This window comes from Rhodanobacter sp. FW510-R10, from assembly GCF_058781105.1.
Genome location: NZ_JBYSWL010000001.1, coordinates 2,295,747 through 2,315,721, shown reverse-complemented (window position 1 = coordinate 2,315,721; position 19,975 = coordinate 2,295,747). Strand labels below are relative to the sequence as shown.

9 protein-coding genes and 1 CRISPR repeat array are annotated in these 19,975 nt (G+C 61.4%); of the genes, 2 read left to right on the top strand and 7 right to left on the bottom strand.

Annotation, left to right across the window (positions count from 1 at the left end; translation table 11 throughout):
- Positions 1-23: 23 nt before the first annotated feature.
- Together AC3WJB_RS09980 and AC3WJB_RS09975 are read right to left on the bottom strand one after the other, a co-directional pair.
- Positions 24-395: a PIN domain-containing protein gene (locus AC3WJB_RS09980; RefSeq protein ID WP_492681117.1), complete on the bottom strand. Its 372-nt coding sequence runs from the start codon at positions 393-395 to the stop codon at positions 24-26.
- On the bottom strand, positions 392-637 hold the full coding sequence (locus tag AC3WJB_RS09975; protein WP_492681115.1) for a ribbon-helix-helix protein, CopG family: 246 nt from the start codon (positions 635-637) through the stop codon (positions 392-394). Before AC3WJB_RS09975 ends, AC3WJB_RS09980 begins: the two co-directional genes overlap by 4 nt.
- 116 nt (positions 638-753) lie before the next feature.
- Here AC3WJB_RS09975 and cas4g/cas1g point away from each other — a divergent pair, with 116 nt between their 5' ends.
- Both cas4g/cas1g and cas2 read left to right on the top strand, forming a co-directional pair.
- Positions 754-2,472 carry a CRISPR-associated endonuclease Cas4g/Cas1g gene (gene cas4g/cas1g / locus AC3WJB_RS09970; protein ID WP_492681113.1) on the top strand — a complete coding sequence of 573 codons (1,719 nt, stop codon included), beginning with the start codon at positions 754-756 and terminating at the stop codon, positions 2,470-2,472.
- 39 nt (positions 2,473-2,511) lie between these two features.
- Positions 2,512-2,802 carry a CRISPR-associated endonuclease Cas2 gene (gene cas2, locus AC3WJB_RS09965; protein WP_492681111.1) on the top strand — a complete coding sequence of 97 codons (291 nt, stop codon included), beginning with the start codon at positions 2,512-2,514 and terminating at the stop codon, positions 2,800-2,802.
- A 222-nt stretch (positions 2,803-3,024) separates the two neighbouring features.
- Positions 3,025-12,702: direct repeats of the CRISPR family, unit length 36 nt; unit sequence GTTATCCGGAGCGTTTTGCTCCGGCCTCATTGAAGC.
- Positions 12,703-13,027: 325 nt separating this feature from the next.
- On the opposite strand, the gene AC3WJB_RS09960 is transcribed toward cas2, so the two are convergent.
- The 5 genes from AC3WJB_RS09960 to AC3WJB_RS09940 all read right to left on the bottom strand — a co-directional run bounded on the left by AC3WJB_RS09960 (position 13,028) and on the right by AC3WJB_RS09940 (position 19,847).
- Entirely contained in the window at positions 13,028-14,323 is a 1,296-nt protein-coding gene (locus AC3WJB_RS09960) for a citrate synthase (RefSeq protein WP_492681109.1), read from the bottom strand.
- A 215-nt stretch (positions 14,324-14,538) separates the two neighbouring features.
- Positions 14,539-14,808, bottom strand: a complete 270-nt coding sequence (locus AC3WJB_RS09955) for a type B 50S ribosomal protein L31 (RefSeq protein WP_492681107.1) — start codon at positions 14,806-14,808, stop codon at positions 14,539-14,541.
- 117 nt (positions 14,809-14,925) lie between these two features.
- Positions 14,926-17,037 carry an ATP-dependent DNA helicase RecG gene (gene recG, locus AC3WJB_RS09950; protein ID WP_492681105.1) on the bottom strand — a complete coding sequence of 704 codons (2,112 nt, stop codon included), beginning with the start codon at positions 17,035-17,037 and terminating at the stop codon, positions 14,926-14,928.
- Positions 17,038-17,116: 79 nt separating this feature from the next.
- Positions 17,117-17,500: a RidA family protein gene (locus tag AC3WJB_RS09945; RefSeq protein ID WP_492681103.1), complete on the bottom strand. Its 384-nt coding sequence runs from the start codon at positions 17,498-17,500 to the stop codon at positions 17,117-17,119.
- A 181-nt stretch (positions 17,501-17,681) separates the two neighbouring features.
- On the bottom strand, positions 17,682-19,847 hold the full coding sequence (locus tag AC3WJB_RS09940; protein ID WP_492681101.1) for a RelA/SpoT family protein: 2,166 nt from the start codon (positions 19,845-19,847) through the stop codon (positions 17,682-17,684).
- Positions 19,848-19,975 lie beyond the last annotated feature (128 nt).

The window sequence follows — 19,975 nt, the reverse complement described above, 5'->3', positions numbered from 1 at the left end:
CGGGCAGGGCATTGGTGTCATCCTCACACCCGATACGGCACCAGCACCTCGACCTTCTTGCCGCCAGCCCTGAAATCCCGCGTATTCCGCGTAACCAACACCAGCCCATGCTGCACGGCCACCGCCGCCTGCAGCGCATCGGGCAGTTTCCAACGCTCGCTGCGGCGCAGCGATGCCGCGAGATCGGCGATCTCGGTAGTGATGGGCAAGTGCGGAAACACGTCGAGCAGTTCACGCGCCAGTGGTTCGGTGCGCAGGGTGAAGCCGGCCAGCACTTCGGCGCGGGTGATGACGGAGACGGCGCACTCACTGCCGTGCTCGCTCAGGAAGGCGGTGGCAGCTTCGAGGTTGTTGAAGTGGTCAATGAGGATGACCGAATCGAGCAGGTACTTCACCCGCGCTCATCCCATTCGTCACGCATGCGATGCTGATAACCCAGGCCGTCGCCGCGTTGCCAGATGCCGGCGGTACGCCGCAGTGCAGCCTGCAAGTCCGTCAGCCCCTGGCTTTCGTGGCGGATGCGGTAGCCGCGCACGGCCTGCCGCACCAGTTCGGTCATGGGCAGGTTACGGGCCTGGGCTTCGCGGTCCAGCCACGCCTTGTCGTCGGGGTCCAGATTGATGAGTGTGCGGGCCATGGGGCGACGATATCACATTTAGCTGTTAATGATATCGCCCTTGCCTTCTTCGAGGAAACAAGAGTAAAAGCTTGATAGTCAAGGGTTATCGGCAGACGCTGGGGGAGCGGCTTTCGATGGAACCGAAGCAAGGGGATTTACAGTTGCCGTTTCCGGAATTGGGTGGCGACCAGCCATTGATTCCGGTGCGCATGCTCAACGAGCACGTGTACTGCCCGCGGCTGGCCTATCTAGAGTGGGTGCAGGGCGAGTGGGCCGACTCGGCCGACACGGTGGATGGCCGGCATCGTCATCAGCGCGTGGACAAGCCCTCCGGCGACCTGCCTGCCGTCGACAAGGCGCGCGAGGAGAACGCTGAGATCCACGCCCGATCAGTCACGCTGTCGTCCAACGCCATCGGCCTGATCGCCAAGCTCGACTTGATCGAAGGTGAAGGTGACACAGTCATACCGGTCGACTACAAGCGCGGCAAACGCCCTCACATTCCACGCGGCGTGTACGACCCCGAACGTGTCCAACTGTGCGCACAAGGTCTGCTCCTGCGCGAACATGGCTACGCATGCGAGGAAGGCGCCATCTACTACGTGGCCAGCAAGGAACGCGTCAGCGTGCCGTTCGATGACGAACTGCTGGCGTTGACCCGCAACGCCATCGCCGAACTGCGCGCCATGGCCGCCGGTGGACGCATCCCCGACCCGTTGGTGGACAGCCCCAAGTGCTCACGTTGTTCGCTGGTGACGATTTGTCTGCCCGACGAAGTGCAGTACCTGCATCACGCCGAACTCGCACCACGGCCACTGGCGGTGCCCAATCACGAGGCGCTGCCGCTGTACATCCAGCAATTCAATGCCAAGCTGGCCAAGAAGGGCGACGTGTTGGAAGTCAGCAAAGACGACAAGGTGCTGGCCAGTGCACGTATCGGCGAAGTGTCGCAAGTGGTATTGATGGGCAACGTCTATGTAACCGCGCCCTGCCTCGGAGAGCTGATGCACCGTGGTATCCCGGTGACTTGGCATAGCTACGGTGGCTGGTTCTACGGTCACACCGTCGGCAACGGCCACAAGAACGTGGAGCTGCGCACCGCGCAATACCGCGCCAGCTTCAGCGACGCCGCATGCCTGCGCGTGGCACGCGGCCTGGTCGCCGCGAAAATCGCCAACAGCCGCACCCAGCTACGGCGCAACTGGAAGCTGGAGGAAAAGCCCGAGCGGCTGCTGGCCGACATGAAGCGCATCCAAAGACAGAGCGAAGGTGCCGAAAACCTGCAGACTCTGCTCGGTATCGAAGGCAACGCTGCCGCGCACTACTTCGGCAACTTCCGCAACACCCTCAAGCCCACGGCCGCTGAAGACGAAGCGCTGTTGTCATTCGACTTCACCCAACGCAACCGGCGGCCGCCGACTGACCCGATCAACGCCATGCTGTCGTTCGCGTATACCCTACTCGCGCGCACGCTGACGGTGACGCTGCAATCAGTAGGCTTCGACCCCTTCCGCGGCTTCTACCACCAGCCACGTTACGGCCGCCCCGCCCTGGCGCTGGATTTGATGGAACCGTTCCGCCCACTGCTCGCCGACTCGGTGGTGATGCAGGTCGTCAACAACGGCGAAGTGCACCCGAGCGATTTCATCAGCGCCGCCGGCAGCGTCAATCTCACCCCCGATGGGCGCAAACGTTTCATCGCCGCGTTCGAGCGCCGATTGAGCCACGAAGTCATCCATCCGATGTTCGGCTATCGCCTGAGCTACCGCCGGCTGCTCGAACTGCAGGCCAGGCTGCTTGGGCGCTTCCTGCTGGGCGAGTTGGATGATTATCCCAACTTCACCACCCGGTGAATCAGCGATCGAAGCGTCATCGCAACCCGTGAGACGAGCATGGACGAACATCTGTATTTGGTAACCTATGACATCCGCGACGACAAACGCTGGCGCCGCGTCTTCAAAACCATGAAAGGGTTCGGTGAGTGGCTGCAACTATCCGTCTTTCAATGCCGCATGAGCCAACGCCGGCACGCCGAAATGCTGCAACTGCTCGACGGCATCATCCTGCACCGCACGGATGCCCTGCTGGTCATCGACCTCGGCCCCGCCGACAAGGTGAAACCCCGTGTCGTCAGCCTCGGTGACAAATTCGAACCCGTCGCCCGCGAGCCCGTTATTGTGTAAGCCACCGCACTCGCCTGCTTTTTGCCCCGCCCGCGCGAGCGCTCCGGCGACAGCCAAAACCACGGCCAGCGCTCGCGCCACACCGTTCTTTGACAATCAAGCATTTAGGCCATTCTGTTGCGGTTACGCCAGAAGGTCACTAACGTGGGTCATCCCCATGGTCTCTACCGCTCGCACGATCCACGTAAACAACCTTCCCGCACATGGACTTGCGTGTGGGCAGTTATCCGGAGCGTTTTGCTCCGGCCTCATTGAAGCCGCCCAATGCGTACTGTTCGCGGTACATATCGCGGGTTATCCGGAGCGTTTTGCTCCGGCCTCATTGAAGCATGTTAGGCATGGTCTCAGTTCCAGGTCGTGATCTTGGTTATCCGGAGCGTTTTGCTCCGGCCTCATTGAAGCGGGTCCAGCTTGCCGTCGCGCACACTCTCGTAATTGTTATCCGGAGCGTTTTGCTCCGGCCTCATTGAAGCTACCTCTGCAACCGCGACAAGGAAAACTGGAAGCAGTTATCCGGAGCGTTTTGCTCCGGCCTCATTGAAGCAACGGTAACCCGGTCCTGCATGGCATCCCGCTGGTCGTTATCCGGAGCGTTTTGCTCCGGCCTCATTGAAGCCGGACGGACAGGCTTTGTTGGCGCGGTCGTAGCAGATGTTATCCGGAGCGTTTTGCTCCGGCCTCATTGAAGCCTCACCGGCCAGCAGGCTTACCCGAGCCTCACGCCCGGTTATCCGGAGCGTTTTGCTCCGGCCTCATTGAAGCGTGCCAACGTTGGTGGTCGCGCCGGCATAGGGGTTGGGTTATCCGGAGCGTTTTGCTCCGGCCTCATTGAAGCGACTCCAGCGCGGCGCATCCCGACGGCGACCCGGTTTGTTATCCGGAGCGTTTTGCTCCGGCCTCATTGAAGCCTGATGACCGACGAGGAAGCCGACGCACTGATTAACGGTTATCCGGAGCGTTTTGCTCCGGCCTCATTGAAGCTGGCGGACGTCAACGCCGCCATTGAGGCCAACTGGGTTATCCGGAGCGTTTTGCTCCGGCCTCATTGAAGCTTACTGCGCCGTCCTCCAGATCAAATAATATTTATAGGTTATCCGGAGCGTTTTGCTCCGGCCTCATTGAAGCCCGCTGGGCGCATCCTCGCTTTCGGTCTTGCGCATGGTTATCCGGAGCGTTTTGCTCCGGCCTCATTGAAGCGCCTCCCGCTTGCGCCTCAACTTGGTTGCCTCCTTCGTTATCCGGAGCGTTTTGCTCCGGCCTCATTGAAGCTAGTACGTGGACACACCGCCGGCACGGAAGCCATCGGGGTTATCCGGAGCGTTTTGCTCCGGCCTCATTGAAGCCGCAACTGCCCATGTGTCCGAGCATGCGCGTGATGTAGGTTATCCGGAGCGTTTTGCTCCGGCCTCATTGAAGCACCCTGGGGGCAGGTGCATCCCGCATCTTCTCTGGCGTTATCCGGAGCGTTTTGCTCCGGCCTCATTGAAGCTGGCAGGTGATGTGCTGCACGTAGCCGTCACCGACATCAGTTATCCGGAGCGTTTTGCTCCGGCCTCATTGAAGCAAGGAGTTTCTGGAGCTGCCTTGGGAAACCACTCAAGCCGTTATCCGGAGCGTTTTGCTCCGGCCTCATTGAAGCAGCCCTGGTGGCGCTGTCGTCGCCGTTCCGAAGCTCGTTATCCGGAGCGTTTTGCTCCGGCCTCATTGAAGCTGACGTCGCGGGCTAACAGCTCCGCGCCGCGAGTTGTTATCCGGAGCGTTTTGCTCCGGCCTCATTGAAGCGAATCTGATTATAAGCAAAATATACCGGACCTTGTATGTTATCCGGAGCGTTTTGCTCCGGCCTCATTGAAGCGATCGTGGTCGGCAAAGACCGTGATTCGTTTGGCAATCGTTATCCGGAGCGTTTTGCTCCGGCCTCATTGAAGCTCAAGCCCGGTGGCAAGCTGGTTTCGATCATGTCGGGCGGTTATCCGGAGCGTTTTGCTCCGGCCTCATTGAAGCGGTTTCGACGGCGCTGGTGGCGCTGGGGCTCGGGTTGTTATCCGGAGCGTTTTGCTCCGGCCTCATTGAAGCGCGTTGAATCGCAGCTTGGTCTCGTCGTCGAAGTCGGTTATCCGGAGCGTTTTGCTCCGGCCTCATTGAAGCGTTCCGGATCATCCTGTTCTCAAACAGCACGATAAGGTTATCCGGAGCGTTTTGCTCCGGCCTCATTGAAGCACGTTCAACACGCCGGGCAGCGGAGTCGGTATAGAATCGTTATCCGGAGCGTTTTGCTCCGGCCTCATTGAAGCTACGGGAGCGCAACGGTTACGCAGCCACCCATGTGCGTTATCCGGAGCGTTTTGCTCCGGCCTCATTGAAGCCGGTACTCGGGTCGCTGGGCCAGCTCGGCCAGGAACGTTATCCGGAGCGTTTTGCTCCGGCCTCATTGAAGCCCGCTGGAGCCAGCCCGGATGTCCACGTTGACCATGCGTTATCCGGAGCGTTTTGCTCCGGCCTCATTGAAGCATGTAGTTCATGGCCTTCCTACGAGTTGACGGTGATGGTGTTATCCGGAGCGTTTTGCTCCGGCCTCATTGAAGCATTCAAAAGCAAAAAGAGAAAGCATAAAATGGCCGGTTATCCGGAGCGTTTTGCTCCGGCCTCATTGAAGCCCGCTTGTGGCAAGGCGGTTCAGACTGAGCTTGGTGGTTATCCGGAGCGTTTTGCTCCGGCCTCATTGAAGCTATTCATAATTGCCTTGTAACCATCATCAAGTAGATGTTATCCGGAGCGTTTTGCTCCGGCCTCATTGAAGCGCCAGGGGGAACGCACGGTCCACAATGGGACTTGGTGGTTATCCGGAGCGTTTTGCTCCGGCCTCATTGAAGCCCAATATATGGCTGGTGGTCCAAGAGTGGCCCTCAGTTATCCGGAGCGTTTTGCTCCGGCCTCATTGAAGCTGGATCAAAGGATGGATAATACTTTAGTGCTCTTGAGGTTATCCGGAGCGTTTTGCTCCGGCCTCATTGAAGCCGTGCAAAAGGGTTTGTGGGAGATTGCCGCGAAGGCAGTTATCCGGAGCGTTTTGCTCCGGCCTCATTGAAGCAGTTTGATCCGGAGGGCTGTCCAGTCGATGAAGGCTGTTATCCGGAGCGTTTTGCTCCGGCCTCATTGAAGCCAAGTGGGCTGGGTCCCTCACGTCCTGATCGTGAGGTTATCCGGAGCGTTTTGCTCCGGCCTCATTGAAGCACGGACTCGTAGATGCCCATGAAGCGGGCAGCACTGGGTTATCCGGAGCGTTTTGCTCCGGCCTCATTGAAGCTCGTATGCCGACCCAAGCGCACCAGCAACGGTTGTGTTATCCGGAGCGTTTTGCTCCGGCCTCATTGAAGCCCGGTCACCACCAGGTGGGAGATCAGCTCGAACATGCGGTTATCCGGAGCGTTTTGCTCCGGCCTCATTGAAGCATCAGTGCCGCGCTCTTGCCTTGAGCTATCGCGCTGGTTATCCGGAGCGTTTTGCTCCGGCCTCATTGAAGCAGGGGCGGCAGGGGTGCAAGCCCCGACAGGGCCATGGTTATCCGGAGCGTTTTGCTCCGGCCTCATTGAAGCAATTCGCCACTGCGCGAAGAGTTGAGCCTCACTGATGTTATCCGGAGCGTTTTGCTCCGGCCTCATTGAAGCAGGCGGAATGCGAGCCGGTCGACGCGTGATGATCTGTTATCCGGAGCGTTTTGCTCCGGCCTCATTGAAGCGTGTTGTAATATTAGGTGTAAGGCGGCTTTAGGGTAGTTATCCGGAGCGTTTTGCTCCGGCCTCATTGAAGCAACGCCGATCTTATTCATGGACGACTCCGTGGGAACGGTTATCCGGAGCGTTTTGCTCCGGCCTCATTGAAGCAGATGCTCCTCCAGCGCAGCGCCCACAGTGATGGCCGTTATCCGGAGCGTTTTGCTCCGGCCTCATTGAAGCGGTAACACTGATAAAACCAGAACCGCTCATTACCTCGTTATCCGGAGCGTTTTGCTCCGGCCTCATTGAAGCAAGCGGAGCTTGGCGACCTCCAGCGCCACGCCGCCACGTTATCCGGAGCGTTTTGCTCCGGCCTCATTGAAGCTATGCCGGCTTTTGGGGGTAGGGATTGTTTGCGCCGGTTATCCGGAGCGTTTTGCTCCGGCCTCATTGAAGCCCTATGCGGTTGCCGCTGCGCAGCTCGGCACGCCGAGTTATCCGGAGCGTTTTGCTCCGGCCTCATTGAAGCAGGCACTCGGCCATCGTCGCCTTCATGCCCCACTCGGTTATCCGGAGCGTTTTGCTCCGGCCTCATTGAAGCATCGACGCGTTCAAGCATGAAACGCAGCACGACCCCGAGTTATCCGGAGCGTTTTGCTCCGGCCTCATTGAAGCGCGTAGCGGTCTGCGGCCTTGGTCGCGGCGGCGTTGTTGTTATCCGGAGCGTTTTGCTCCGGCCTCATTGAAGCATGTACGCCAGCCGGGACCCGGGCAACAAGCTGAAGTTATCCGGAGCGTTTTGCTCCGGCCTCATTGAAGCGGCTTCGTCTTCATGCAGGCCGATGCGGGCCTCGACGTTATCCGGAGCGTTTTGCTCCGGCCTCATTGAAGCGAGAGCGCGATCAACGCGCTGTGCTGCGAAGCCGCCGGTTATCCGGAGCGTTTTGCTCCGGCCTCATTGAAGCGGCTATGCACTTCTGCGGTGTCTATGCACTTCTGCGGTGTTATCCGGAGCGTTTTGCTCCGGCCTCATTGAAGCCGCCCTTCGAGGTTGAAACAATCTCAAACGTGGGTGGGTTATCCGGAGCGTTTTGCTCCGGCCTCATTGAAGCTTCAGGCTGATATCGCCGCCCTTGACGTCGGTGGCCGTTATCCGGAGCGTTTTGCTCCGGCCTCATTGAAGCGTTGCTGGCTGCGACGACTTCCTTCATCACGCGCGCGTTATCCGGAGCGTTTTGCTCCGGCCTCATTGAAGCACTGGCGCACCCTCATCGTTTGTTGTTTCTTGGCGGGTTATCCGGAGCGTTTTGCTCCGGCCTCATTGAAGCCAGGACGACGCGCTGGGCGAAGTGCGAGGGAAATTGGTTATCCGGAGCGTTTTGCTCCGGCCTCATTGAAGCCTCATCCAGTGCGACGGGACGCGACCATGCTTGACCCACGTTATCCGGAGCGTTTTGCTCCGGCCTCATTGAAGCATCGGCGTACAGAAAGACAAATCCGGCTGGAAGGTCGTTATCCGGAGCGTTTTGCTCCGGCCTCATTGAAGCGCTGCACGTCCGTTACGCAGCATTTCCGCCCAAATCGGTTATCCGGAGCGTTTTGCTCCGGCCTCATTGAAGCGCCCTCGGTCACAATGGGGCCAAGACCGTCAGGCGGTTATCCGGAGCGTTTTGCTCCGGCCTCATTGAAGCTGCGCGGTTCCGTCGCGACTTGCCCTCGCACGGACGGTTATCCGGAGCGTTTTGCTCCGGCCTCATTGAAGCGGGACGCGGCCGGGTTCTCTACTCCTGGCCAACGTGGGTTATCCGGAGCGTTTTGCTCCGGCCTCATTGAAGCAGTACCGACCATCCGCTGTTAGGATGCGCAAACGGAGTTATCCGGAGCGTTTTGCTCCGGCCTCATTGAAGCGCCATCTACCTCAAGGAAGGCGACTTCATCCGTGAGGTTATCCGGAGCGTTTTGCTCCGGCCTCATTGAAGCATCCATGTCGTCGTCGACAAACGGTAGAGATACGTGGTTATCCGGAGCGTTTTGCTCCGGCCTCATTGAAGCACTAAAACTGAGGATGGGTTTGTTGATGATGGCACTGGTTATCCGGAGCGTTTTGCTCCGGCCTCATTGAAGCCTGAGCCTCTTTATCTTCCTCTCATCCCGACGTTGCTTGTTATCCGGAGCGTTTTGCTCCGGCCTCATTGAAGCACCTGCACGCTGATTCTGAACGCCGCGCAGATGACGGGTTATCCGGAGCGTTTTGCTCCGGCCTCATTGAAGCGTTGGTATCCATGAATTGCCCCTGTATGCCGCCGAAGGTTATCCGGAGCGTTTTGCTCCGGCCTCATTGAAGCAATACGAAGTACAGCACCGAGGCACCCCGCAAGAAGGTTATCCGGAGCGTTTTGCTCCGGCCTCATTGAAGCGGCTTCGGCCTCGCAGGACTGTGTTTGTCCGATCGCGTTATCCGGAGCGTTTTGCTCCGGCCTCATTGAAGCTCCCAAGGGGGCACAATATGACACAGCGACGCTTGCGTTATCCGGAGCGTTTTGCTCCGGCCTCATTGAAGCACCACTTCCTGACTGCTGAGATGGCGGCGGAAGCATGTTATCCGGAGCGTTTTGCTCCGGCCTCATTGAAGCACCTGGGCGACCATTGGGACTTCGCGAGCTTGTCCACGTTATCCGGAGCGTTTTGCTCCGGCCTCATTGAAGCGTGTGTGTAGTGTCCCTGGCGCGCCAAGCATCCAAGTTATCCGGAGCGTTTTGCTCCGGCCTCATTGAAGCTACCGCTGTCTATGCACGCATGCTGGTGCAAACGGAGTTATCCGGAGCGTTTTGCTCCGGCCTCATTGAAGCTGCGCGCCGGTTGGCATGCGCGAGCCCGTGACGCCCGTTATCCGGAGCGTTTTGCTCCGGCCTCATTGAAGCCCAAGGCGCACGAGGGCCTTCTTGCGGGATGCCTCGGTTATCCGGAGCGTTTTGCTCCGGCCTCATTGAAGCTCTCGCTGCCGTGGTGGGGCACCCCTAGGCGGATGGCCGTTATCCGGAGCGTTTTGCTCCGGCCTCATTGAAGCCAGTGCGGGCTTAATCCTCGTGACTTCATGATTACGTTATCCGGAGCGTTTTGCTCCGGCCTCATTGAAGCGGTCGTGGCCAGTTGCGCGGCGTTGGCCTGCAACTCGTTATCCGGAGCGTTTTGCTCCGGCCTCATTGAAGCTCGACGACCGCCTTCGTACGTTCGTCTACCGTGTCGGTTATCCGGAGCGTTTTGCTCCGGCCTCATTGAAGCGCGGGACAGGTAGAGCGTGAAGGCGCCCAGGTTGATGGTTATCCGGAGCGTTTTGCTCCGGCCTCATTGAAGCGTATCCGTCCGCGCACCCAACTCGCTGACCCAGCCGGGTTATCCGGAGCGTTTTGCTCCGGCCTCATTGAAGCCTGGTCTGGTCCACCAGGTTCACGCGGTCCACGATGGTTATCCGGAGCGTTTTGCTCCGGCCTCATTGAAGCTATCTGAATGGCCTTCCGGTGCTGATGCGTCAGCACGTTATCCGGAGCGTTTTGCTCCGGCCTCATTGAAGCGGACGAGTCCAATTCAAGGGTGACGTCCAAAACAAAGTTATCCGGAGCGTTTTGCTCCGGCCTCATTGAAGCACCTTGTGCTGCGGGCTCACCAGGACCACCGACGCATCGTTATCCGGAGCGTTTTGCTCCGGCCTCATTGAAGCTCGCCGCGCTGCAGTTCCTCCTCTGGCGTCATGCCGTTATCCGGAGCGTTTTGCTCCGGCCTCATTGAAGCTAGCTGGGGTGCCTGTCCACGTGGCGGGCACCCTGGGTTATCCGGAGCGTTTTGCTCCGGCCTCATTGAAGCCGAGTGAGCCAAAAATCATGGCCCGCCTGCCCACGGGTTATCCGGAGCGTTTTGCTCCGGCCTCATTGAAGCGATCGAGACCGACCCGCAGGAGTACCTGCGTCGTCAGGCGTTATCCGGAGCGTTTTGCTCCGGCCTCATTGAAGCTGGTCGTTTGTCAACGTGACAGGTTGCGATGCCGACGTTATCCGGAGCGTTTTGCTCCGGCCTCATTGAAGCGACCATGCAGCACAAGACTGTGCGTCCAAAGCAGGAAGTTATCCGGAGCGTTTTGCTCCGGCCTCATTGAAGCCAGCAGACACAACCTATGCCGAATGGCTCAAGGGTCGTTATCCGGAGCGTTTTGCTCCGGCCTCATTGAAGCCTTAACATTTGCGTCACTTCGGCAGGGTGGCGCTAGCGTTATCCGGAGCGTTTTGCTCCGGCCTCATTGAAGCAATTTCTACGGCCACGACTTCGGTGTGTCCAAGGTGAGTTATCCGGAGCGTTTTGCTCCGGCCTCATTGAAGCTTCAGGCCCGGACGCAAACTCTTTTGTGGGTAGCCGGTTATCCGGAGCGTTTTGCTCCGGCCTCATTGAAGCAGCTGGCCAGGGATCGACTTGGCCTGCGCAACGGTCTTGTTATCCGGAGCGTTTTGCTCCGGCCTCATTGAAGCTCCACCACGCAGCAGCAGTCGGCATGGCTCAAGCCGTTATCCGGAGCGTTTTGCTCCGGCCTCATTGAAGCTACAACGGCGAGGCTGTTGGCGAGCTGGCGGCGCCGGGTTATCCGGAGCGTTTTGCTCCGGCCTCATTGAAGCGATGACAAGTGTTCCCGACCTTGAGGAAGCTCTGCGCGTTATCCGGAGCGTTTTGCTCCGGCCTCATTGAAGCCCCGGCTGCACACTCGGGACTACCGACTCGTCGGTTAGTTATCCGGAGCGTTTTGCTCCGGCCTCATTGAAGCAATTTGCTGATATTTAGACGTCCAAAGCCTTACAGCTCGTTATCCGGAGCGTTTTGCTCCGGCCTCATTGAAGCCACGTCACCGGATGCGGTTTCGTAGCTTTCGAGCTGGTTATCCGGAGCGTTTTGCTCCGGCCTCATTGAAGCGCGGTTCATAAGTTTTATCCAAGTTGCTTTTATGGGTGGTTATCCGGAGCGTTTTGCTCCGGCCTCATTGAAGCCCATTCCACGCCTTCGTAACTGGCAATGTCGGTTTCGTTATCCGGAGCGTTTTGCTCCGGCCTCATTGAAGCCATCCCTCATCCTCCATGAGCAGCCGACGACGCATGGTTATCCGGAGCGTTTTGCTCCGGCCTCATTGAAGCCTTGCCGACTGGATCGTGGTGGGAGGCGTTGGGCTTGTTATCCGGAGCGTTTTGCTCCGGCCTCATTGAAGCGTGCCGACGTGGCTGCTCTGGCCTGAGCCTGGCGTGGTTATCCGGAGCGTTTTGCTCCGGCCTCATTGAAGCTCGACGTACACGTCCTTGCCCTCGGCAATCTGGCGGTTATCCGGAGCGTTTTGCTCCGGCCTCATTGAAGCCACCCCTTTTGAGGAATCCGAAATGAGCGATTTGCACGTTATCCGGAGCGTTTTGCTCCGGCCTCATTGAAGCACCGCGTGTTCGTGTTCCTCCCATGCGACTGACGTTCGGTTATCCGGAGCGTTTTGCTCCGGCCTCATTGAAGCGCGATGGATGCGAGAGAGATAGCCATGGTGTTCTCCGTTATCCGGAGCGTTTTGCTCCGGCCTCATTGAAGCGCCTGGGCCTCGGTGAGCGTTTCCGGGGTAACGCCGGTTATCCGGAGCGTTTTGCTCCGGCCTCATTGAAGCCACCTTCACAGTCTTAGTTGCGGGTTTGTGTGGCTGTTATCCGGAGCGTTTTGCTCCGGCCTCATTGAAGCGCACTAGATGTGACCGCCTGCACCAGCTGCAGGTCCGTTATCCGGAGCGTTTTGCTCCGGCCTCATTGAAGCACGGTTACCTGGGCCCATCGCAACCGCGAATCGCAAGTTATCCGGAGCGTTTTGCTCCGGCCTCATTGAAGCAGCTTGTTTTGTGCTGTACCGCCGATGGCTCGGCCAGGTTATCCGGAGCGTTTTGCTCCGGCCTCATTGAAGCTGCCGACAACTTCGCGAGCTGCTCGACCGTCGTGCCCAGGTTATCCGGAGCGTTTTGCTCCGGCCTCATTGAAGCTCTACGCTCGCGTGAGCGACCGCAAGCAATCCGAACGTTATCCGGAGCGTTTTGCTCCGGCCTCATTGAAGCCGTTATCGCCTTGGTCAGTTTGTGCGCAGCTATGTCGTTATCCGGAGCGTTTTGCTCCGGCCTCATTGCGGCGCGACCAGAATGGATGCAACCAGTTCACGTATACGACGCCGCGGTCAAGGCCCTTCGATACTGCACTGACCCATCCGTCTTCTGAAGAGCCGTCACCCGTTTCCTTGGTTGGCCTCGCTTAGGGAAGGGCTGAATAATTGCCTTCATCCTCGCGAAAGCGGGGATCCAGTGAGGTTAAGTTGTTGAAATCAAAGACACTGGATTCCCGCTTTCGCGGGAATGACGATCAAGAGCGAATTGTTCAGAGCTTCCTTAGCGCTGCGCGGCAGGCACGTAGTCGCGCCGGGCCCGCTGGCCGACATTTGACTGCAGCGTCCGCAAGCTGTTAACGCTGCGCGGCAGGCACGTAGTCGCGCCGGGCCGCGCCGGTATACAACTGCCGTGGGCGACCAATGCGCGATCCGGGCGTTTCGTGCTGCTCGATCCAGTTTGCGGTCCAGCCGGCGGTGCGGGCAATGGCAAACATCACCGTGAACATCTCGGTGGGGATGTTCAGTGCCTTGTAGATGATGCCGGAATAGAAGTCGACATTCGGATACAGCTTGTGGCTGACGAAGTAATCGTCCTTCAGCGCCGCCTCTTCGAGTTTCAGCGCCACTTCCAGCAGTGGGTCGTTCACGCCGAGCTCGTCCAGCACGGCGTGGCACATCTTGCGGATGATCTGCGCCCTGGGGTCGAAGTTCTTGTACACCCGGTGGCCAAATCCCATCAGCCGGAAGCTGTCGTTCTTGTCCTTGGCCCGCAAGATCGCCGATTCGACGTTGTCCGGCGTGCCGATCTCCTCGAGCTGCTTGAGCACGGCCTCGTTCGCACCGCCATGGGCAGGCCCCCACAACGCGGTGATGCCGGCGGCAATCGACGCATACGGGTTGGCGCCGGTGGAGCCGACCAGCCGCACGGTCGAGGTCGATGCGTTCTGCTCGTGGTCGGCATGCAAAATGAATAGCAGGTCCAGCGCCTTGGTCGCCACCGGGTTCAATTGCAGCGGCTCGCTGGGCACCTCGAACATCATGTGCAGGAAGCGGTCGACGTATTCCAGATTGTTGTGCGGATAGCGGAACGGCCACCCGATGGAATAGCGGTAGCAGGCCGCCGCGATCGTCGGCATCTTCGCGATGAGCCGGATCGCCGCGAGCCTGCGGTCCGCCGGATCCTCGACGTTGAGGTTGTCGTGGTAGAACGCCGACAACGAGGCGATCGCGGCAGCCAGCATCGCCATCGGGTGGGCATCGTGATGGAAGCCCTGGAAAAAGTTCTTCAGCGACTCGTGCATCATCGTGTGATGCGAGACGTCATGCTTGAACTCGGCCAGTTGCTCGGTCGTGGGCAGCTCGCCATCCAGCAGCAGGTAGGCCACTTCCAGGAAGCTGGAATGTTCCGCGAGTTGCTCGATCGGATAACCGCGATACAGCAGGACGCCCTTCTCGCCGTCGATGAAGGTGATTGCGCTGCGCGTGCTGGCCGTGCTGGCGTAGCCAGGGTCGAACGTGAAATGCCCGGTGTCCTTGTACAAGGTGGCGATGTCGATGCAGGCCGGACCCAGGGTCCCGGACACCAGTGGCAGCTCGGTGCTGCGTTTGTTCGATTCGTCAATCAGCTTCACTGTTTTTGCATCAGACACGGACAACTCCTCACACCAGACTCAGCGACCACCACGTGGACAACAATCGACAGTATAGTTCTGCGCGCCACGGCATGGCCGCCTGGCCCACGATCAGGCCACCCCGCGAAGCCAACATGCATGGATCGACTGCTCGCCTGCCCAGGCACGTTCCGGCCAGTAGCCGGCTTGGACCGACGTCGCGTCCAGGGTCGAACGCGGCCGGCCAGTACCGCCTACTCGGCGTCGACGGTCGGCTTCTTGGCGGCGGCGTAGCGACGGCGGAACTTGTCGACGCGGCCACCGACGTCCAGCGTCTTCTGCTTGCCGGTGTAGAACGGGTGCGAATGGCTGGAAATGTCCACCTTGACCAGGGGATATTCCTGGCCGTCTTCCCACTTGATGGTCTCGTCGCTGGTCATCGTCGATCGCGTCAGGAACGAAAAATCGGATGACAGATCCTGGAACACCACCGGCTTGTAACTTGGATGGGTATCGGGCTTCATGGTTGGCTCGGATATGACGCGTAAAAGCCGTTATTGTAGTGGTCGGGCCGCTACTGCCGCAAGCGCAGGCACCTTCCGGTCCAGACGCCACGAGGGATGGAGCCAACTTACCAGCCATCACGCATTGGCATAGAGCAGCGCACTGCCGAGCCAGCGTTCGATCAGCTGGCTGGTCTGCTGTGGGTATTGGTGCAGCATCGCCTCGCCAACGTCCTGCACCATTGGCAGCAGGCGCGCATCCCGCGCCAGGTCGGCAATGCGGAACGCCACCTGCCCGGTTTGCCGGGTGCCGAGCAGCTCGCCGGGACCGCGTAATTCGAGGTCGCGCTCGGCAATGCGGAAGCCATCGTGGGTCTCCCGCAATACCTGCAGCCGCTCGCGGGCCAGCCGCCCCAGCGGCGGCTGGTACAGCAGGACGCAATCGGACGCCGTGCTGCCCCGCCCCACGCGCCCGCGCAACTGGTGCAGTTGCGCGAGGCCAAGGCGTTCGCTGTTCTCGATCACCATGAGGCTGGCATCGGGCACGTCCACCCCGACCTCGATGACCGTGGTGGCCACCAGGACCGAAATACTGCCGGCCTTGAACGCCTCCATCGTCGCCTGCTTCTCGCCGGCCTTCATGCGCCCATGCAGCAAGGCCACCGTGGCGCCGGGCAGCGCCTGCACCAATTCGGCGTGCGCGACTTCGGCGGCTTGTGCGCGGAGTTGCTCGGATTCCTCGATCAGCGTGCACACCCAGTACACCTGCCGCCCTTCCGCGCAGGCCGTGCGCAGACGCTGCATCACTTCGGGCCGTCGCGTGTTGGAAACGGCAATGGTGTGCACGGGCGTGCGGCCCGGCGGCAGCTCGTCGATGGAGGAGACGTCCAGGTCGGCGTACTCACTCATCGCCAGCGTGCGCGGGATCGGCGTGGCGGTGAGCACGAGCTGGTGCGGCACCTGGTCGCCGCCATCGCCCTTGGCCCGCAAGGCCAGGCGCTGCTGCACGCCAAAACGGTGCTGCTCGTCGACGATCACCAGGCCGAGCCGCGCAAAGCTCACGCCCTCTTGCATCAGCGCGTTGGTGCCGACCACGACCGGGGCGCCCTCGGCAACCCGCTGCAAGGCCCGCTCCCGGGCTTTGCCCTGCTGCTTGCCGGCCAGCCATTCGACCTCGATGCCTAGCGGTGCAAGCCAGTCTGTGAAGCTGCGGCGATGCTGCTCGGCCAGCAATTCGGTGGGCGCCATCAGCGCCACCTGGTAGCCCGACTCGACCGCGGCCAGCGCCGCCAGTGCCGCGACGACGGTCTTGCCCGAACCCACATCGCCTTGCACCAGGCGCAGCATCGGGTGGCGCAGTGTGAGGTCGTGCAGGACTTCGCCGACCACGCGCTGCTGCGCGCCGGTCAAGGCAAAGCCGAGGTTGGCGCGCAGGCGCCGGCGCAGGCGCCCGGAACCGCCGAGACTCGGCGCCACCTTGCGGCGCACCCGTTCGCGCATGCAGCGCAGGCTCAGGTGCCGCGCCAGCAACTCCTCGAAGGCCAACCGCGCCTGCGCGGGATGGGTGCCGCGCATGAGCTCGTCGACCGGTGCGTCTGGTGGTGGGCGATGCACGTAGAGCAGCGCATCACGCAGCGAGGCCAAGCCGCAGCTGGCCAGCAGGGGCGCCGGGATGAGCTCCAGCTCCGCCTCCGGCGGCAACCGCGCCAGACCCTTGGCAATCACATTGGCCAGGCGCTTTTGTCCCAGGCCTTCCGTCGTCGGGTACACCGGGTTGAGTGCTGCGTCCAGCGTCGGCGGCGCCTGCGGGTCCAGGCTTCGATACTGCGGATGCACCATCTCCAAGCCATGCGCGCCGAGGCGCGCCTCGCCATAGCACAGGAGCTGCATACCGGGACGCAGTTGCTCGGCCTGGGCCCGGTTGAAGTGGAAGAAGCGCAGCAGCAGCGTATGCGTCCGCTCGCGCAAGGCGACCTTGAGCTGGGGGCGGAACGCGAAGCCGCGTTCCACTGCCTCGACCGTGCCGACCACCTGGACGCGGTCGCCGGCACGCACGTCCGCCAGCGGTGTGATCCGCGTCCTGTCCTCGTAGCGCAGCGGCAGGTGAAACCAGAGGTCCCGCACCCGCGTCAGCCCCAGTCGGCCGAGCGCGGCAGCCAGCACCGGCCCCACGCCGGCTATGGTTTCGACTGGCGCCAGCCCGGCGCCCGCTCCACCGCGTTCGGGATGCACAGCCATGGTGGCGCTCATCGCCAGGTGCTGGCCGGGGCCGACGTCATCGGCACAGCCGACCTCGCGGCAGGCAATCAGTGCGCCTCGGGGCCACGCCTCAGTCGAGCACCATGATCATGTCGATCTCGACCTGGGCCGCCTTTGGCAGTGCGGCGACCTGAATCGTGGAGCGCGCCGGATAGGGTTGCTGGAAATACTCGGCCATCACGCCGTTGACCACGGCAAAGTTGGCCAAGTCGGTAACGTAAATGCCGACCCGCACCACCTGGGCAAACGAGCCACCGGCCGCCTTGGCCACGGCAGCCAGGTTGTCAAACACGCGATGCGTCTGCGCGCTGATGTCACCCGCCACCAGGGCACCAGTGGCCGGGTCGATCGGCGTCTGGCCGGAAAAATACACGGTCTTGCCGGCGCGCACGGCCTGCGAGTAAGGCCCGATCGCGCCTGGAGCCTGGGTGGTGGCAATGTAGTCGAGGGACATTGGATCTCCTTGCGAACGTTGGAATGGCACAAGCCGGGAACCGGCTGTGCCGGGGGGCCATGATAACCCGGCACCGGCAGCAGCCGATGCGGACGACCCGGCGACTCCACCGTCGTCCAGGCGCAACCGCCAGGGGTCGGTACTCCAGGCCGGGACGCGCCAGGCGCGTGGGCCCACGCTTCTAGATGGGATAGCGGTGCACGGCGCTGACGACGCCGGTGCGCCGCACCCGGCGAATGACGTCCGCCAGATGCTTGCGGTCTTTCACTTCCATGGAAAACATCAGCGTCGCCGCCGTCGGATCGCGTTCCACGTATTCGACGTTGTCGATGTTGGAATCGGCCGCCGCGATCGCCGCGGCCACTGTGGCCAGCACGCCGGGATGGTTCGCCACTTCCACGCGCAGGCGCGCGCGGTAGTCGCCGCGCACTTCGCGATCCCACTCGATGCCCACACGGCGCTCCGGCATCTTGGCCAGTTCCGCCACGTTCGGACATTCGGTCCGGTGCACCACGATGCCCTTGCCTGGCGACAGGTAGCCGACGATGTCGTCACCCGGCAGGGGGTGGCAACAATTGGCAAAACTCAGCACGCCGCGTTCGGCGCCGGTAATGCGGATGTTCTCGTTGGCATGCGGCGCCTGCGGCGCATCCCCGGCATGCTTGCCGCGCGCCTGCAGGAGCTGCGCCGCCACCCGATCCGGCATGCGGTTGCCCAGTGCGATGTCGGCCAACAGTTCTTCCAGGCGCCGGTACTTGATGCTCGCCAGGTAGCGATCCAATACTTCCGGCGAAATGCCATCGATGCTGAAGCCGCGCAGGTCCAGCGCGCGATCGAGCATGCGGTGGCCAAAGTCGACCGCGTCTTCGTGCTGCAGATGCTTCAGGTGCTGGCGGATGGCCGTCCGCGCCTTGCCAGTCACCACGGCCTCGAGCCAGGACGGATTGGGTACCGCCGACGGCGCGGTGATGATCTCCACCATCTGCCCCGATTCCAGCCGCGCCCGCAACGGCGTGAGCTTCTTGTCCACGCGTGCGGCAACGGCATGGTCGCCGACATCGGTGTGCACGGCATAGGCGAGGTCGAGCACGGTCGCGTTGCGCGGCAAGGCGAAGATGTCGCCGCGCGGCGTAAACACGTAGACCTCGTCTGGAAACAAGTCGATCTTGACGTTCTCGATGAACTCGGCCGAGGACGTGGTGTTGACCTGGCTATCCACCAGCGAAGACAGCCAGGCCCGGGCCCGGGCCTGTGCGTTGTTGGCCGGCGCGCTGTCGGTCTTGTACGCCCAGTGCGCGGCAATCCCGCTCTCGGCCACCGAATCCATCTCCGTGGTGCGGATCTGGATCTCGATCGGCGCACCGAACGGCCCCAGCAGCACCGTGTGCAGGGACTGGTAGCCATTGGCCTTGGGGATGGCGATGAAATCCTTGAAGCGCCGGTCGACCGGCTTGTACAGCGCATGCACCACGCCGAGTGCCACGTAGCAGTTCACCACGCTGTCGACCACGACACGGAACCCGTACACGTCCATGAGCTGGGCAAACGTGAGGTGCTCGCTGCGCATCTTCGAGTAGATGCTCCACGGCGACTTGATGCGCCCGACCACGCGGCACTCGATGTGTTCAGCACCCAGCCGCTCGGAAAGGGCGGCGCGAATCTTGGCCATGGCCTCGCGGCGGTTGCCCAGGGCGGCGCGGATGCGCTCGCTGATCACCCGGTAGCGATCCGGATACAGCATGCGGAAACCGAGGTCCTGCAGCTCCGTGCGGAACTTGTTCATGCCCAAGCGCTGCGCGATCGGCCCGTAGATCTCCAGGGTTTCACGCGCGATGCGGCGCCGCGCCGGCAGATCCTTGGCGCCCAGCGTCCGCATGTTGTGCAGGCGGTCGGCCAACTTGATCAGGATGACGCGGATGTCCCGCGCCATGGCCAACAGCATTTTCCGGAAGCTCTCCGCGTCCGCTTCCTGCCGCGTGCCGAAGCGCATCTTGTCGAGCTTGGTCACCCCGTCGACCAGTTCGGCGACGACCTCGCCAAACTCCGCCGCCAGCTCGGTGCGGGTCAGTGGGGTGTCCTCGAGCGTGTCGTGCAACAGCGCGGCAACGATGGTTTCGGCATCCATGCCGAGCCCGGCCAGGATGACCGCCACCGCAACTGGATGGGTGATATAGGGCTCGCCGCTCCTGCGCTCCTGCCCGGCATGCGCCTTGGTGCCCGCGGCGAACGCCTGCATCACCCGCGCACGCTGCTCAGGCGGCAGATAGGTAACGCTTTCCTTGAGTGCCACCGCGTAGGGTGGCAGGGTCGGCGGATCGAGTGCGGCGGATTGGGCGGCGATGGACATGGCGGCGATACGCCTCAGACGCGCGCCTGGCGCCCCGGCATGGGCTGCGCCAAGCCGCCATCCGCCAGGGCGGGGCCCACGCACCGCACCGGGGGGGCTGCGGCAGGACGGCGTACGCGCGAACCCGC

Excerpts from the sequence above, each read along its gene's own strand:
- AC3WJB_RS09975 (WP_492681115.1), bottom strand. The coding sequence starts at position 637 with ATGGCCCGCACACTCATCAATCTGGACCCCGACGACAAGGCGTGGCTG.
- cas4g/cas1g (WP_492681113.1), top strand. The coding sequence starts at position 754 with ATGGAACCGAAGCAAGGGGATTTACAGTTGCCGTTTCCGGAATTGGGT.
- cas2 (WP_492681111.1), top strand. The coding sequence starts at position 2,512 with ATGGACGAACATCTGTATTTGGTAACCTATGACATCCGCGACGACAAA.
- AC3WJB_RS09955 (WP_492681107.1), bottom strand. The coding sequence starts at position 14,808 with ATGAAGCCCGATACCCATCCAAGTTACAAGCCGGTGGTGTTCCAGGAT.
- recG (WP_492681105.1), bottom strand. The coding sequence starts at position 17,037 with ATGAGCGCCACCATGGCTGTGCATCCCGAACGCGGTGGAGCGGGCGCC.
- AC3WJB_RS09945 (WP_492681103.1), bottom strand. The coding sequence starts at position 17,500 with ATGTCCCTCGACTACATTGCCACCACCCAGGCTCCAGGCGCGATCGGG.
- AC3WJB_RS09940 (WP_492681101.1), bottom strand. The coding sequence starts at position 19,847 with ATGTCCATCGCCGCCCAATCCGCCGCACTCGATCCGCCGACCCTGCCA.